General features: G+C 34.7%; 16 protein-coding genes and 1 pseudogene. 15 read left to right on the forward strand and 2 right to left on the reverse strand.

Annotated elements, in window-relative coordinates:
• The first annotated feature begins 7 nt into the window (after positions 1–7).
• The 4 genes from BLQ66_RS00730 (at position 8) to BLQ66_RS00745 (ending at position 3918) form a co-directional block, all read left to right on the forward strand.
• Positions 8–913 carry an ABC transporter ATP-binding protein gene (locus BLQ66_RS00730; protein ID WP_074520458.1) on the forward strand — a complete coding sequence of 302 codons (906 nt, stop codon included), beginning with the start codon at positions 8–10 and terminating at the stop codon, positions 911–913.
• The gene (locus BLQ66_RS00735; RefSeq protein ID WP_074520459.1) at positions 910–2640 is read left to right on the forward strand and encodes an ABC transporter ATP-binding protein; all 1731 of its coding nucleotides are present in this window, start codon (positions 910–912) and stop codon (positions 2638–2640) included. Before BLQ66_RS00730 ends, BLQ66_RS00735 begins: the two co-directional genes overlap by 4 nt.
• A 130-nt stretch (positions 2641–2770) precedes the next feature.
• Positions 2771–3232, forward strand: a complete 462-nt coding sequence (locus BLQ66_RS00740) for a hypothetical protein (protein ID WP_074520460.1) — start codon at positions 2771–2773, stop codon at positions 3230–3232.
• Positions 3233–3471: 239 nt separating this feature from the next.
• Entirely contained in the window at positions 3472–3918 is a 447-nt protein-coding gene (locus BLQ66_RS00745; protein ID WP_074520461.1) for a DUF6591 domain-containing protein, read from the forward strand.
• Here BLQ66_RS00745 and BLQ66_RS12325 read toward each other — a convergent pair.
• Entirely contained in the window at positions 3915–4148 is a 234-nt protein-coding gene (locus BLQ66_RS12325) for a 4'-phosphopantetheinyl transferase superfamily protein (protein WP_083330258.1), read from the reverse strand. The two genes, BLQ66_RS00745 and BLQ66_RS12325, sit on opposite strands and share 4 nt — an antisense overlap.
• A 32-nt stretch (positions 4149–4180) precedes the next feature.
• Between BLQ66_RS12325 and BLQ66_RS00755 the strand changes: the two genes are divergently transcribed.
• Positions 4181–5983 (forward strand): S-4TM family putative pore-forming effector, encoded by a 1803-nt coding sequence (locus BLQ66_RS00755; protein ID WP_074520462.1) that lies wholly within the window; start codon positions 4181–4183, stop codon positions 5981–5983.
• 327 nt (positions 5984–6310) lie between these two features.
• Here the strand turns inward: BLQ66_RS00755 and BLQ66_RS00760 are convergent, their stop codons facing one another.
• Positions 6311–7390 (reverse strand): M24 family metallopeptidase, encoded by a 1080-nt coding sequence (locus tag BLQ66_RS00760; protein ID WP_074520463.1) that lies wholly within the window; start codon positions 7388–7390, stop codon positions 6311–6313.
• Between the two features lie 222 nt (positions 7391–7612).
• On the opposite strand from BLQ66_RS00760, the gene BLQ66_RS00765 reads away from it, so the two are divergent.
• The 10 genes and pseudogenes from BLQ66_RS00765 to BLQ66_RS00810 all read left to right on the forward strand — a co-directional run bounded on the left by BLQ66_RS00765 (position 7613) and on the right by BLQ66_RS00810 (position 15395).
• Positions 7613–8476 carry an aldo/keto reductase gene (locus BLQ66_RS00765; protein ID WP_334292645.1) on the forward strand — a complete coding sequence of 288 codons (864 nt, stop codon included), beginning with the start codon at positions 7613–7615 and terminating at the stop codon, positions 8474–8476.
• Positions 8475–8624, forward strand: a pseudogene (locus tag BLQ66_RS11835) (ATP-binding cassette domain-containing protein); the annotation flags it as partial. The gene BLQ66_RS00765 and the pseudogene BLQ66_RS11835, both read left to right, overlap by 2 nt.
• A gap of 173 nt (positions 8625–8797) precedes the next feature.
• Positions 8798–9703 (forward strand): phosphate ABC transporter substrate-binding protein, encoded by a 906-nt coding sequence (locus BLQ66_RS00775; protein ID WP_074520464.1) that lies wholly within the window; start codon positions 8798–8800, stop codon positions 9701–9703.
• Positions 9690–10604, forward strand: a complete 915-nt coding sequence (pstC, locus tag BLQ66_RS00780; protein ID WP_074520465.1) for a phosphate ABC transporter permease subunit PstC — start codon at positions 9690–9692, stop codon at positions 10602–10604. Before BLQ66_RS00775 ends, pstC begins: the two co-directional genes overlap by 14 nt.
• 12 nt (positions 10605–10616) lie before the next feature.
• Positions 10617–11513 (forward strand): phosphate ABC transporter permease PstA, encoded by an 897-nt coding sequence (gene pstA / locus BLQ66_RS00785; RefSeq protein ID WP_143452962.1) that lies wholly within the window; start codon positions 10617–10619, stop codon positions 11511–11513.
• A 12-nt stretch (positions 11514–11525) separates the two neighbouring features.
• The gene (gene pstB / locus BLQ66_RS00790; protein WP_074520466.1) at positions 11526–12320 is read left to right on the forward strand and encodes a phosphate ABC transporter ATP-binding protein PstB; all 795 of its coding nucleotides are present in this window, start codon (positions 11526–11528) and stop codon (positions 12318–12320) included.
• Between the two features lie 76 nt (positions 12321–12396).
• The gene (gene phoU / locus BLQ66_RS00795; protein WP_074520467.1) at positions 12397–13047 is read left to right on the forward strand and encodes a phosphate signaling complex protein PhoU; all 651 of its coding nucleotides are present in this window, start codon (positions 12397–12399) and stop codon (positions 13045–13047) included.
• Between the two features lie 201 nt (positions 13048–13248).
• The gene (locus tag BLQ66_RS00800) at positions 13249–13593 is read left to right on the forward strand and encodes a DUF1622 domain-containing protein (RefSeq protein ID WP_074520468.1); all 345 of its coding nucleotides are present in this window, start codon (positions 13249–13251) and stop codon (positions 13591–13593) included.
• A 14-nt stretch (positions 13594–13607) separates the two neighbouring features.
• Positions 13608–14270 carry a hypothetical protein gene (locus tag BLQ66_RS00805; protein WP_074520469.1) on the forward strand — a complete coding sequence of 221 codons (663 nt, stop codon included), beginning with the start codon at positions 13608–13610 and terminating at the stop codon, positions 14268–14270.
• Between the two features lie 21 nt (positions 14271–14291).
• On the forward strand, positions 14292–15395 hold the full coding sequence (locus tag BLQ66_RS00810; RefSeq protein ID WP_074520470.1) for a DegT/DnrJ/EryC1/StrS family aminotransferase: 1104 nt from the start codon (positions 14292–14294) through the stop codon (positions 15393–15395).
• Positions 15396–15404: the final 9 nt, after the last annotated feature.

Raw genomic sequence — 15404 nt, forward strand, 5'->3', positions numbered from 1 at the left:
TGTAACTATGGTGATTCTAGCCCTTTGTGTTACAGGACCACTTCTTGCGGTAATGGATTTTGTAGACACCCTAGCCAAGCTGGGTACAGTTGTTGAAAATGTAGACACAATATTGAATGCAAAAGAGCAGGAACATTTTGCAAAGGAATCTGCATCTGTAATAGGAAATGACATTGAATTAAAGAACGTTGAATTTGCATATAAAGAAGGTCAGGAGGCAGTGCTAAAAGGCGTGTCTTTGCATATTCCAGAGGGAAGTAAAACAGCTCTTGTAGGACCTTCTGGTAGCGGAAAGTCAACAATTGCTAAATTAATTGCAGGTTTTTGGGACGTGGATGCAGGACAAATAAATTTTGGAAATGTTAATAGCAAAGATATAGCCTTGGATAAGTTATATGACAAAATTTCCTACGTCTCACAGGATAATTTCCTCTTTGATGATACGATTATGGAAAATATAAGAATGGGAAAACTATCGGCAACAGATGAGGAAGTAGTAGAATGTGCAAAAGCCTCTGGCTGTGATGAATTTATAAGAAATCTTGAAAATGGATATCAGACCCGCGTAGGTGGAGGCGGTTTACATTTATCAGGTGGTGAAAGACAGCGTATTGCCATCGCTAGGGCAATGCTAAAGGATGCTAAGATTGTCATTCTAGATGAAGCTACAGCTTATATTGACCCTGAAAACGAGGCGGTCATTCAGGAAGCCGTTGGAAAGCTAGTTAAGGGTAAGACTTTAATTGTTATTGCTCATAGACTTTCAACAATCACTGATTCTGATCAAATCGTATTGGTAAATGATGGAAAGATTGAGGCTATTGGAAAGCAGGAAGAACTTCTAAAATCAAGTCCTCTTTACAAGAGTATGTGGGAGGCACATATAGGTGTAAAGGAGAGGATGGTAGCATGATTAAAGCAATAAAAGATATGATAGATTTTTCCGGTGTAGAGTCGACTAACATAAATAAATCCATTTTCTTTGGAGTTATTGTTGGTATTGGAAGAATGATAGAGATGGCAGGAATATATTTTATTATTACTGCAATTATAACTGCCGTTGGTGGAAGGGCTCCGGCTTGGCAAGCATTTTTAATAGTCCTTTTAGGAGTGCTAGTTGCTTGCTTTGCGAAGGGGCATTCTCAAATGGAACAGACTCATGCTGGTTATTTTATGGCAGCTAATAAAAGAATAGCAATTGCCGATCACATTAAGACAATACCTATGGGATATTTTAATGAGAATAGTCTTGGTGAACTTGTGGGAACAATGACTACTGTTATTGAAAATATAGAAACATTGGCACCTATGGTAATGGTACGCTTGATGGATGGTCTCATTACATCTTTTGTTATGTTGGCTTGTGTTTTTATATTTGACTTTAGATTTGGCCTTACAATGCTGATTGTAGAAGGTGTTTATTTAATTATATCTTCAAGAATGGAAAAGAAGTCACAAGCAGTCGCGCCTTTGCGACAGGATTCTGAGGTGAAACTTGTCTCTGCAGTTCTTGAATGGGTGCAGGGAATGAGCATTGTTAAGTCTTTCAATCTTACAGGAAGGGGAGATAAAACAATTGCGGAGGCACTGGAATATAACAGAGATAGCAATACAAAACTTGAAGCTTTATATGTGCCATATACAATTTCGCAAAAAATTGTGCTGCAGATAGGAACTTTTGCTCTTATTTTAGAAAGTGTAATTTTTTATTTAAATGGAACTCTATCCCTTGCTTACACTTTAATGATGATAATTATGTCTTTTATGGTATTTGCTCATATAGGCAGTGCAGGAAGTGCTATGGCAATCCTTAGACTTCTTACAGCTTCTATGGAAAAGGCAAATAAGCCAGAGAGCATAGCAAAAATGGATGATGCCGGAGAGGGCTATAATTCTTTAAAGCATGATATAGAGTTTAAGAATGTTAATTTTTCTTATGAAAAGAAGCAAGTTTTAAAGGACATTAGTTTTACTATTCCAGATAAGACAAGCACTGCAATTGTAGGAACGAGCGGTTCCGGTAAAACTACTATTTGTAACCTAATATCAAGATTTTGGGATGTGGATTCTGGAGAAGTGACAATGGGTGGAAAAAACATAAAGGACTACACCTTAGAAGCTCTTATGTCCCAGATAAGTATGGTTTTTCAAAATGTATATCTCTTTGCAGATACCATCGAGAATAACATAAAATTTGGCTCGCCAAATGCTACACATGAAGATGTGGTAAGAGCAGCAAAGGAAGCAGCTTGCGATGATTTCATAGAATCTCTACCAGATGGCTACAATACTATTATTGGTGAGGGCGGCGCCTCTTTATCAGGTGGAGAAAGGCAGAGAATATCTATTGCTAGAGCAATTCTTAAGGATTCACCGGTAATCATTTTAGATGAAGCAACAGCCAATGTTGATCCTGAAAATGAGGATAGACTACAAAAGGCTATAGCAAAACTTACAGAAAATAAAACAATCATAATGATTGCACACAGATTAAAGACTGTTCGAGGTGCTGATCAGATACTTGTTGTTGACGATGGAAGAATTGTTGATAGAGGCAATCATGAAGAACTTGTTGCAAAAGAAGGACTATATCGTAGATTTATTCTTGGAAGAGAAGAAGCCGAAAATTGGAAGATATAGTTTCATGTGGGAATTTCATCATTGATTAATCCTGTAACTGTAAATGCAGCATCATTATGTGATATGATTATTTTAATATATGTTGCAGATATGATATTTGCAATAATGAGATAAAGGAAGGCAGGTCTAGATGGATAATAAATCTACAAAATACCTAGATGATATTCTAAAAAATAGTAAATTAGATGAAATTCAGGATTTCTTAAACAGTAATCAAAAAGCTTTTATTAAGAATAAAAAGGAATTTAGTTTCTATTTCAAGGATGTACTTTTAACAAAAGGAATCATGTTAAAGGATTTATATTCTTTTGCTGGTTATAAGGAGTCATATGCAAGCAAGATTATAAACATGGAAAAGCATACTAAAGATAGAGATGTTATTATTAGATTTTGCATAGCAGGTAGATTTACCCAAAAGGAAACTAATAAGGCTTTAAAGTTATATGGTTTTAATGAGCTGTATTCAAAGGATAATCGAGATGCAGTTATTGCAATCGCAATTAATAACGGAGTTTATGATTTTGCAACTATTGATGATCTTTTAGAAAAATATCATTTGCGAATTTTGTCTAGACCACAAGAAAAAATTTAACTCAGTCGGGGTACAAGCTCCGACTGAGTTAAACGCTCCGCGAGGATGCGCACGGATTCGGACAGGAATTTGTCTGCAGTAGCAGACCCGAATCCGGCGCTCAAGACTCGCGAGCGAGTCTTGATAAAACGCCACCATTTAGGTGGGGATAAATCCTCTTGTTTGTATTTATGATTATTATGGGCTTGGGAAAATGTTATTAAGCCCTATATGAATAAATAAAAATAGGAGGATTTTTTATGAGAAGAATTACAAAGGGGATTGTTGTTGCTTTGTCTTGTATGACTTTAGTTGGAGCATGTGCTTGTTCATCAGAAAGTACAAATTCAGAAAGCGCAAATTCAGAAAGTGCAAATAGTGTAGAAAATCTTACAACAGCTAGTACAGCAGAAAACAACGCTAGTAGCCAAGCAAAGGAAGACCAGGTAACTCCTGAATTAAAGGCTTTTCTTGATAGTTATGAAAGTTTTATAGATGAATATATCGTTTTTATGCAAAAATATACATCTAATCCAGAAGATATTTATTCGATGATAAATGACTACTCAGATATGATGCTTAAGCTTACTGATTTTGAAACAAAGATAGGAGAATATGATACTAACGAAATGTCTAGTGCAGACCTTGCTTATTACATAGAAGTAACAAGTAGATGTAGTCAAAAATTACTTAGTGTGGCATATTAAATATTTTTTATTACACAAACCGAACACATATATTCATTCTTAGTAAATGTAATAATGTTATTGTTAATAGAGGCAGATAAAGTGTTTATAGATTTTAAATCGACGGATAACCCCGTACCAATACACTTTGTATATGCCTCTTTTTTTGTCCAAATTTCAAAAAATGCCCTTTCTTTATCAGGGGAAAAATTAAAGGCGGTTTGTTTATGTAAGGTATAAAATGCTATAATATTTCTATCTTATTAATACGTGAGGATAAAATATGAATAGAATATTATATGAGACACATAAAAAAGAGAATATCGATTATTTAAAAGTTAGAGATTATTATTTTGATAAGGCAAGATGGATAAATCGTGGTAAAAGAGTTTTTATCTTAATCCCAATTATTGTTTTGGCACTAAGTTATATTCCTATTATATCTAAGGTTTGTCATATGGATACATTTAGAGATTATGTAACTGGAATAGTATCCATTGTTTCATACATAATTGTTATATTTGTAAACAAAAAAATCGAAGAATATGTGGAAATCTCTAATATTTTTAGAGAAGAGTATGATGTTCAAGTATTTGATATAAGACGAAATAATTATTTATACAATCAGGAAAAAATTGATAAATATATAGATAAAGCTTTAAAATATGTAAATGGAACAAGTAGATATCAGGTGTGGTATGATGAAGTATTTTGCGATAATCATAATAAAAATGTTATCTGCTGCCAGATGGATAATGTGCTTTACACCTCTAACGTATATAAAAAGACAAACAAAGTATATAATATATTTGCCTTTGTTTTTTTAGTTATAGTAGTTATAGTATTTATAGTTCTTATAGTCTTTTACGATATAGAATCAGCAATTCTTATTATGATTGCTTTATTTGGTGCTGTGCAATGGTATGTAGAATATATAGTGACAGCTAAAAGTTTGATTAAAGAATATGAGTATGTTTATAAACAGGTCTTAAATGAAGATGTTGAGGAGTATGATGAAGAAGATATTAGAATCATACAGGATGTAATATATTATGGACGTAATAGGGCACAGTTTATTCCAAATTATATTAGAAGAAAATTTTTAAACAACATGGATTTATATTATGAAAAGCTTGGAAAGATAAAGAAAAAGCTTTATGCTAATGAAAATGTATATATGCCTTCTAATGCAACAGAGATTGAAGCCTTATCTTGCGATGGACAAACTAGTACGAACCTAGAAGAACTTCATTCGAGATTAAGTGTTATGATGAAGGATGTAAAGGAAGTTTTTGATATAAACAATATTCATTATACTTTAGATGGTGGAACTTTAATCGGAGCAATGCGAGAAAATGGTAAATACATTTTTTGGGATGATGATATTGATATAGCAATTAAATATGAAGATTTTGAACATGCAAAAAAATGCTTGAAAGAAAAATTATCAGATAAATATGAATTACAAGATTATTATAATGATACATTTTACTCTCCACGATTATCATCTTTAAGAATTCGTGAAAAGAATACGGAAAGTATAGTATCTGAAAATGATAGCGCACTATACGAATTATATGAAAAAAGAGGCTTATTTATAGATGTTTATGTTTATTCGCCAATTTTAGTAAATAAACTAATCGATGGTATTCATCGAAAGTTATGGTTCCATAAGATTCATAAAAGAATGTTTAATATAGAAAAGAATTGGAAGAAGAATAAAACTAAGTATGAGAAGGCCTTTAAGAAATATAAGAGAATATATTTAAGAAGGTTAGATTGGTATTTAAAGCATGCAAAAAATGCAGCTTATTATGCATACACTCCAAATTATATCTACAATTTATCAAAAGCTGGTCCTTATATAGAACACGATGCTTTATATGGCGAAAAGAAGACTATAGATTTTGAAGGTATGAACTGTACTATTCCAACTAAGCATGAAATAATATTAGAAGCTTTTTATGGTAAAAACTGGAATGTTAGTCCTTATATTCCTTTGGAAAAACTAGAAAAATATAGCGACAAAAAGTTTTTCGTTACAAATTTGAAGCATATTAGTTACTTCGATAATATGAGGAAATAGTTTATTTAGATAGGCAGGTTAAAAATAAAGAGACCATAGCACAGTTAGTCAAGACTCGCTCGCGAGTCTTGCGCGCCGGATTCGGGTCTGCTTCAAATGTAGCAAACACGCAGTGTTTGCTACTTAGCGTCAGCCTAATTTTGCGAAGCAAAATTCTAATGGCTGATGTTCCTACTGCAGACAAATTCCTGTCCGAATCCGTGCGCATCCTCGCGGAGCGTTTAACTCAGTCGGAGCTTGTACTCCGATTGAGTTAAAACTGTGTTTTGGTCTCTATTTCTATTCCCAATTAGGGAAAGTATATTTTTACAATGTAACGTCTAAGTCTTACTTGCCAATAATCTCTAATTCCTTAGGATAGCTATTAAGTACCTCAACTCCCTCAGGTGTTACAAGTACGAGATCCTCTACACGAACACCCACTTCATCAGTAACATAAATACCTGGTTCAATAGAGAAAATCATACCAGCCTTTGCTTCTGTCTCATTAGTTGATGAAACATCGCCAAATTCATGTTCTGATAAACCAATGAAATGACCAAGTCTGTGAGTGAAGTTCTCGCCATAGCCTTCGTTTGATATAAGATCTCTTGCAGTTTTATCGAGCTCTTTTAGCTTAATGCCTGGCTTAATCTTTGCGATAGCAGCTTCATTTGCAGCACGAGTTGTATCATAGATAAATCTGTCCTTATCGGATACTTCTTTATAGAAAAATGTTCTTGTCATATCAGAACAGTATCCATCCTTGATACATCCTACATCAAAGAGTACACAGTCTCCTGGCTTAATTACTGTATTATCTGGTGAATGGTGTGGATCAGCTGCATTTTTACCAAAGGCAACTAAAGGTTCAAAGGAAAATCCATCTGCCCCAAGGTCCTGATAAATCTTAAGAGTCTGATCAGCAACTTCTTTTTCAGTAACACCTTCATGCACTAGAGTTTTGAATTTTGCAATCGCAAGGTCGTTGATGTGGCTGGCAACACGCATTTTTTCCTGCTCTTCTGCATCTTTAATGCCACGAGTAGTATCGACTGCAATTGATGAATTGACAAAGCCCTTAGCCGCGTTACGTTCCATAAGTGGGAGAAGGAATCTTGCACGAATATCCTTATCCACGCCTAAAGTCCAGTCAGGATTTATATATGGCATAATAACTTCGGCAACATCGTCAGTATCTGAATACCAAACTTTTTCAACTCCAAGCTCACCTGGAGCGTTGAATAATTTATTTAAGAAGAATACATTCTTTCCATCTTCTCTAATTAGTAATCCATAGAATCGTTCGAAAGGTTCCTGATAGATACCAGTAAGATAATAAATAGACATAGGATCTACAATAAGCATTTGCTGTACGTTCATTTCTTTTAATGCCGCAAAAATACGGTCAACACGATTTTGTTTCATTTTATTCACTCCTTTTCCAATCTGTAACTATTAAATAAGGATACCACTTTATAAGAAAAATACAAATTAATATTAAATAACTATTTTGTTTATAATATAATGAATTTCTAAACACTTTTTTGTATAATTGTATAATAATCATTGAATTTGAAAGGATGGGAAATGATGAAAAAGGTTAGATTAGGTTCTTCAGATTTAAAGGTTTCTCAGATGGTTTTGGGGATGATGAGAAGCTCAGCTGCTGATGTTAAGGCATTAGAAGCAGTGTTAGAAAAGGCATTAGAGTTAGACATAAATTTTATTGATCACGCAGATATTTACGCATGGAGAACACCAGCAGAAAGTCTTTATGGCGAGCTTGTAAAGGCTAGACCTGAATTAAAGGATAAGTTTATTGTCCAGACTAAGTGTGGCATTTGCCAAGGTTATTATGACTTATCTTATGAGCATATTATGGAGTCGGTGGAGCAAAGTTTAACAAGAATGAATCTAGAAAAGATTGATGTGTTACTTCTTCATAGACCTGATGCCCTTATGGAGCCAGAGGAAATTGCCAAGGCTTTTGATGAATTACAGTTATCAGGAAAGGTTCTAAATTTCGGTGTTTCCAACATGAATCCAGGTCAGATTTCAAGAATTCAAAAATGTGTTAGACAACCCTTAATTACAGATCAGATGCAGTTAAGTATTGTGCATTCTAGTTTAATTGATCAGGGCATTTATGTGAATATGAAGGATGAGCAGGCCGTAATGAGAGATGGTAGCTTACTTGATTATTTAGATGAACATAACATGTCCCTTCAGGCTTGGTCTATTATTCAAGCAGGTTGGGAAGAAGGTTGCTTTATTGATCATCCAAATTATAAGGAACTAAACGACAAGTTAGAGGAACTTTCAAAGAAGTATAAGGTTACTAAGTCTGCAATTGCAGTGGCTTGGATACTACGCCATCCAGCAAATATTTTACCAATTGCAGGAACAGTTAATCCAACACATCTTGAGGAGATGGCTAAGGCTTTTGAGCTTAAGCTTACAAGACAGGAGTGGTATTCACTATATCTTGCAACAGGGAAGAAGTTGCCATAAAGTTTTAAAAGCAGCAAGGCTTGCTAACTGTGATGAATTTGTAAAAAATTTACCGGAAGGCTATAACACTATGATTGGTGAGAATGGTTCAGAATTATCTGGTGGTGAACGTCAGAGAATTTCTATTGCTAGAGCCTTTTTAAAGGATGGTTTAGAAGCATAATAATTTATAGATTCCTTTATTAAAACTGCCCCTAGTGGGCAGTTTTTTTATACATAAATTTTACGAATTATTTACTTGAATAGACTTTTTGATTTTACACACCGACTTTAAAGTAATAACTGTCATGGCGATAGATAATTTTTAGGAGGCATATAAAAATGAAAAAGAACAAATTATTAGGATTAATTTCAGTACTAACTCTTACAGTCGGAATACTAGGAGGCTGTGGAGAATCCAAGGAGGCAAATGCTGCAGATACAACAGCAGCCTCTAATATATCAGGAGAGTTAACAGCATCAGGTTCATCAGCACTTCTACCACTTGCACAGATGGCAGCAGAAGAATTCATGGACTCGAATCCGGATTGTGTAATTACAGTTAATGGCGGAGGTTCTGGTGAAGGACTTAAACAGGTAGCTGCTGGCACTGTTGATATTGGTAACTCAGATGTATTTGCAGAACAGAAATTAGATGCAGCTACAGCAGCAGATTTAGTAGATCATGAAGTTTGTGTAATTACAATGGCACCAGTAGTAAATAAGAGCCTTGGAATTGACAATCTTACAACAGAACAGTTAAAGGGAATTTTCACAGGAGAAATCACTAACTGGAGCGAAGTAGGTGGACCAGATTTAGACATCTTACTTGTAACAAGACCAAGTTCTTCAGGAACAAGAGCAGTATTTAAGAGCTGGGCACTTGAGGGTGAAGAAGAAGCTTCTAATGCAGCCCTTGAAACAGATGATTCAGGTACACTTCTTCAGGCAGTAGAACAAAACAAGGGTGCAATTGGTTATGTAGCATTATCTTACCTAGTAAATAATGATGATGTAAAGAGCGTAGCAATTGATGGTGTTGAGCCAACTCTTGAAAACACATATAACGGTAGCTACAAGGTTTGGGGCTACGAGCACATGTACACAAAGGGTGAAGGTAGTGAAATAGCTAAGGCATTCATTGATTATATGATGAGTGATACATTTGCAGAATCAATTGAAGCAAAGGGCTATGGCGCATCTTCTAAGTTAACAGATGAAGCGGTGAAGTCACATGAGACAAAGTAAAAGCGTTGTTAAAGACAACAAATTAGGACCATTAATTGTAAGAATTGCAGGCTTATTAATAATTGCCTTAACACTTTCAATTGGATTGTTCCTAGTTATAAGAGGAATGGGAACATTTGTAAAATTCCATCATTCAATTACAGAGTTTTTATTCTCAAGTAATTGGGCACCAACAGATTCAGCTACGGCATCTGGTGGAAATGTAGGCGCAGCTATTTACATAGCAGGTTCTCTTCTTACTTGTGGTCTTGCACTTTTGATTGTATTGCCTTTTTCAATAGGGGCAGCAATTTTTATGACAGAAATATCTGCAAAGGCTGGAAAGAAAATTTTCCAGCCTGCAATAGAAATATTTGTAGGAATTCCTTCGGTAGTTTATGGCTGGATCGGTCTTACAGTTTTAGTTCCTTTTATAAGGGATGTTTTCCATGCAAAGATGGGTGGTTATTCAGTTCTTGCAGCAAGTATTGTCCTTGCGGTTATGATTTTCCCAACAATCACAACAGTATCTGTGGATGCCATAAGAAGTGTTCCGGATAGTTATAGAAGGGCAGCCTATGGACTTGCTTCCACTCGTTGGCAGGTGATTTATAAAATAGTTCTACCCGCTTCTAAATCAGGTATTATGACAGGTATTATTCTTGGCCTATCAAGGGCATTTGGTGAGGCCTTAGCTGTTGCAATGGTTATAGGAAAGACTAGAGCCTTCCCTAAAGATCTCCTTTCTCCCACAAATAATCTAACAGCAGCTATTGCCTCAGATATGGGTAATACCGCAAGCGGTGGTGAACACAATCTTGCTTTATGGTCAATGGCTTTATTGCTTTTAATTATTTCGGTTACATGTATTTTCTTGATTCATTTAATCGGGGCAAGAGCTAAGAAAAATGAAAGAGCATAAGGTGGTTTAGTTATGAACGATAAAAGAAAAGGAATTCAAAGAGCTAAAAGAATAAATACAGCAATGACTGCGATACTTTATTTAATTGGTGGCTCAATTCTTTTGCTAATCTTTGTATTAGCGGCTTATATAATAATTAAAGGTCTTTTAAGTTATTATCCGGGAATTTTATCTACAGATAGAAATGGAATCTTAAATCAGCTTTTTAATACAATCTATTTAGTTTTTCTTTCCCTTTTAATTAGTGTTCCATTAGGCGTGTTAGCAGGAATTTATATGGCAGAATATGCCAAGGAAAATAAACTAACTAGATTCTTAAGAATATGTATTGAATCTTTATCCTCACTTCCATCAATAGTAATTGGACTTTTTGGTTATTTAGTACTTATTTTAATGACGGGAGCTAATTGGAATTTAATGGCTGGTGCTATTACAGTTTCAATTCTTAGTCTCCCAGCCATTACAACAACAACTGAGGATGCTATTAGAGCTCTTCCAAAGAGTTATAAACAAGCATCGATGGCCCTATCTGCAACCCAGTGGACAAGTATTGTAAAGGTGTTACTCCCCGCAGCATCTAAAAGAATTATTACAGGTATAATACTTGCCGCAGGTAGAGGCTTTGGTGAGGCAGCAGCTCTTTTATATACAGCAGGACAAAGCACAAGACTTAATTGGAGCAATTGGGACTTAACAGCTAAGACCTGCCCTCTTAATCCATTTAGACCTGGAGAAACTCTTTCTCTACATATTTGGCTTATGAGAACAGAGGGTTCACTAAATCCTCATTCTGAGCAAATTGCTAACTTCTCTGCTATGGTTTTGGTGATAATGGTATTGCTATTTTCACTTACAGCTAGAATTCTAAGCAACAAAATAAATAGCAAAAAAACTGGTTTAAAGGAATAAAGGTGAATTAAAATGAGTGATACAATATTGGATATCAATAAGGATAATAAAGAGGAAAATGTTAAGCTTGAAGTTAATAACTTGAACTTATTTTACGGACAATTTCAGGCATTACATAACATTTCCATGAATATAAAAGCTAATAAGATAACAGCCCTAATTGGCCCATCAGGTTGCGGTAAGTCTACATTTTTAAAGACTCTTAATAGAATGAATGATTTAGAAGAAAATGTATCAATTAATGGTGAGTTAAAGCTTGATAATACAGACATCTATAAGGAAATGGATGCTCTTGAATTAAGAAAGAGAGTGGGTATGGTTTTTCAGCAGCCGAATCCTTTTCCTAAGACTATATATGACAATGTGGCTTATGGTCCAAGAATTAATGGTATAAAAAAGAAAGCCCAGTTAGATGAAATCGTGGAGCGAAGCCTAAGACAGGCAGCTATCTGGGATGAGTTAAAGGATAGATTACATAAAAGTGCCCTTGGACTATCAGGTGGACAGCAGCAAAGACTATGTATAGCAAGAACTTTGGCAGTAGAGCCAGAGGTAGTACTAATGGATGAGCCAACTTCCGCCCTAGATCCAATTTCAACTTCTAAGATAGAAGAATTAGCAAACGAATTAAAGAAGAAATACACAATTGTTATTGTAACTCACAACATGCAGCAGGCTTTAAGAGTTGCGGATGATACTGCATTTTTCTTATTAGGAGAGCTAATTGAATTTAGAGATACTAAAAAGCTATTCTCTTATCCAATGGATAAAAGAACTGAGGATTATATTACTGGTAGATTCGGTTAATTTAACTCAGTCGGGGTACAAGCTCCGACTAATTTAACGCTTTGCGAGTCTTGACGAATAAAAAGGAAGGGGAATTATGAGATCAAAGTTTGATGAGCAGTTGAAAAGTCTTAATGAAGAGATGATTCGCATGTCTAGCATGATTGAAAATGCTATTAAAGAGGCCATAGAAGCTTTATTAAAGCAGGACGTCACAAAGGCTAGACAGATTATGGAAAATGACGACTATATAGATCAAGAGCAAAAAAGAATTGAGAATATTTGCTTTCAGTTACTAATCCAGCAACAGCCAGTGGCTAAGGATTTAAGAAATATAACAGCGGCCATGAAGATGGTAACAGATATGGAAAGAATTGGAGATCATGCAGCAGATATTTCTGAACTTACAGTAGTGCTTTCAGATGTGCCTTATCAGGTAAAGATTGATAATATTAAGGATATGGCTAAAGAAAGCATAGATATGTTAAAGCAGGCAGTAACTGCCTATGTAGACTCAGACATGAAGATGGCAAGAGAAGTCATTGAACATGATGATGTTGTAGATGAGCTATTCTGCAAGGTAAAGTCAGATTTAATTGATGTTATGCAAAATAATACTGCCTATGAAGAACATGCAGCAGATCTTTTAATGGTTAACAAGTACCTAGAAAGAATTGGCGACCATGCTACTAATATTGCAGAGTGGGTTATTTTTTCGCTAGATGATAAGGGAATAAAAAAATCCTAGAGTTAGCAGAGACAATTGAAATTTTAACGTATTAATTAGAAAGGCATTAGCTAATAGCTAACGCCTTTTTTTATACAAGATTTTCATAGTTTTCTTATATATTATAAGGCTAATATTTGCATTTTTAGTATAATTATTTTAGAATATAAATATATGAAATTAGATCGTGAAAATTGTCTTTTGATGACTGGGGGATAATTTATGGAGAATATTTATCAGCAGGCAGAGAATATACTTAGGTATATAGTTGAATTTTCAACATTGTTGTTGGAGCTTTTTGGTATTTGTATCCTTGTTTATACTGCTATTAAGAGCTTTATTTATTGGCTAAAAAAGGATGATTCTATTAGATTGATTCTTGCTCAAGGAATTGCTCTTGCCTTAGAATTTAAGCTGGGCGGTGAGGTTTTAAGAACTGTAGTTGTTCGTGAATGGGCGGAACTTGGAATCCTTGGTGCAATTATACTTTTAAGGGCAGCCCTTACATTTTTAATACATTGGGAAATTAAAAATGAGAAGAAGGAACTTGAGGAGCCAAAGAACTAGAAATAGGTGATTTTATGATATTTAACAAGAATAAGGAAAATCTAGCAAGCGAGGCTCATGCTTTAAAGATTGAGAAAGAGTGGATAGAAAGGCAGGAGCTTTACGGGAAAGAATTAGAAGACCACTATAATTATATAAAAAAATTATTGGATAAAAACGACGTCAAAGCAAGACAACTCCTAGTAATGGAATATTTGAATAAAAAGGACATTCCAGAATATAAATCAGATCAAAAGCATGTGAATTTCTTTATTCTACTTTATCTCTACGTGGAAGAGTTAAATAGTATGGAAGAGAGAACTATCCTTGATTGCGCTAGGAATTATGAGGAGTTATCTAAGCTTTTGAAGATTTTTAGAATGCTTTTATTCCGTCTTGAATTTACTGGGGATGAAAATGATTCGCTCTTTGCAGAATTTGTTCTAAATAATGGTCTATCTAAAACTTGTGTGGAGCGAATGGTAGTTTTTGTAAATGTAGATAAATACATGATTTACAAGAAACTATCTAATATATTTTTTGAAAATAATAAACTAGTTTATATGTTAGTTATGTTAAAGGCTTGTGATGAAATTAAGCCTAATATAGAAGAAAACATTCTTCTGATGGCTAACATATATAAAATTTTGGGGCTTGAGAAATTAGAAAAGGAAACTTTAGCAAGGTTGGCAAAATAATAGAAACTGGGGAGAAATACTATGGGGGAAAGAATAAATATAACACGTTCTTCTATGCCACCCTATGAGGAATTTATTGATGCGATTAAGCCTTTGTGGGATTCGCATTGGATGACCAATATGGGTAGATATCACAATGAATTAGAGGAGAAGCTGAAGGATTATTTAAAGGTGGATAAAATCTCACTTTTAGTTAATGGACATATGTCTCTTGAAATGATAATTCAGGCTTTCTCTTTTCCAGAGGGCAGTGAAATTATAACTAGCCCTTTTACCTTTATATCCACAACCCATGCAATTGTTAGAAATGGCTGTAAACCGGTATTTTGCGATGTTAAGGCCAGTGATGGAACAATTGACGAAGAAAAAATAGAGGATTTGATTACGGAAAAAACTGTGGCAATCCTTCCAATTCATGTTTATGGAAATTTATGCGCCACAGAAAAAATAGAAAAAATAGCTAAGGACTACAATCTTAAAGTCATTTATGATGCGGCCCATGCCTTTGGAGAAAGCCTTAATGAGGTGGGAATTGGCAACTTTGGTGATGCCTCAATCCTAAGTTTTCACGCCACAAAGGTTTTTAATAGTATAGAAGGCGGCGCAGTATGTTTTCATGATGATTGGATTTATGAGAAGTTATATAACCTTAAAAATTTCGGAATTCGCAGCGAAACTTTAGTAGCTGAGGTTGGCGCAAATGCTAAGATGAACGAATTTTGTGCCATTATGGGTCTATGTAATTTAAGACATCTAGCAGAAGCAATTAAGTCTAGAAAGGAAGCCTTTGATTATTACTGTGAGGCCCTTGATAAAATAAAAGGTATAAGCACCTTTAGAGTGCTTAAGCCTGGGGAAGTCAATAATTATGCCTATTTCCCAATCTTAGTTACAGATGAGGCAAGCTGCAATAGAAACGAGATTTACGATAAGCTGCGCTCAGATGATATATTTGCAAGAAAATATTTCTACCCCATTACTGCAGACCAAAACTGTTTTAGAAACAAGTATAAGGAAGTTGATCTTCATGTAGCAAGAGATTTATCTAAGCATATATTAACCTTGCCTTTATACGAAGGCATTACAAGAGCAGAGCAGGACAGGGTTATTAAGGCGCTATCTTAAGGGGGATTT

Source organism: Lachnospira pectinoschiza, from assembly GCF_900103815.1.
In the GTDB taxonomy this organism is placed as follows: Bacteria; Bacillota; Clostridia; order Lachnospirales; family Lachnospiraceae; genus Lachnospira; species Lachnospira pectinoschiza_B.

What these genes read in the sequence shown, in the direction of transcription:
- pstC (WP_074520465.1), top strand. Translation starts at nt 9,690, where the DNA reads ATGAGACAAAGTAAAAGCGTTGTTAAAGACAACAAATTAGGACCATTA.
- BLQ66_RS00765 (WP_334292645.1), top strand. Translation starts at nt 7,613, where the DNA reads ATGATGAGAAGCTCAGCTGCTGATGTTAAGGCATTAGAAGCAGTGTTA.
- BLQ66_RS00740 (WP_074520460.1), top strand. Translation starts at nt 2,771, where the DNA reads ATGGATAATAAATCTACAAAATACCTAGATGATATTCTAAAAAATAGT.
- BLQ66_RS00730 (WP_074520458.1), top strand. Translation starts at nt 8, where the DNA reads ATGGTGATTCTAGCCCTTTGTGTTACAGGACCACTTCTTGCGGTAATG.
- pstB (WP_074520466.1), top strand. Translation starts at nt 11,526, where the DNA reads ATGAGTGATACAATATTGGATATCAATAAGGATAATAAAGAGGAAAAT.
- BLQ66_RS00800 (WP_074520468.1), top strand. Translation starts at nt 13,249, where the DNA reads ATGGAGAATATTTATCAGCAGGCAGAGAATATACTTAGGTATATAGTT.
- pstA (WP_143452962.1), top strand. Translation starts at nt 10,617, where the DNA reads ATGAACGATAAAAGAAAAGGAATTCAAAGAGCTAAAAGAATAAATACA.
- BLQ66_RS00810 (WP_074520470.1), top strand. Translation starts at nt 14,292, where the DNA reads ATGGGGGAAAGAATAAATATAACACGTTCTTCTATGCCACCCTATGAG.
- BLQ66_RS00775 (WP_074520464.1), top strand. Translation starts at nt 8,798, where the DNA reads ATGAAAAAGAACAAATTATTAGGATTAATTTCAGTACTAACTCTTACA.
- BLQ66_RS00735 (WP_074520459.1), top strand. Translation starts at nt 910, where the DNA reads ATGATTAAAGCAATAAAAGATATGATAGATTTTTCCGGTGTAGAGTCG.
- BLQ66_RS00760 (WP_074520463.1), bottom strand. Translation starts at nt 7,390, where the DNA reads ATGAAACAAAATCGTGTTGACCGTATTTTTGCGGCATTAAAAGAAATG.
- BLQ66_RS00745 (WP_074520461.1), top strand. Translation starts at nt 3,472, where the DNA reads ATGAGAAGAATTACAAAGGGGATTGTTGTTGCTTTGTCTTGTATGACT.
- BLQ66_RS00755 (WP_074520462.1), top strand. Translation starts at nt 4,181, where the DNA reads ATGAATAGAATATTATATGAGACACATAAAAAAGAGAATATCGATTAT.
- phoU (WP_074520467.1), top strand. Translation starts at nt 12,397, where the DNA reads ATGAGATCAAAGTTTGATGAGCAGTTGAAAAGTCTTAATGAAGAGATG.
- BLQ66_RS00805 (WP_074520469.1), top strand. Translation starts at nt 13,608, where the DNA reads ATGATATTTAACAAGAATAAGGAAAATCTAGCAAGCGAGGCTCATGCT.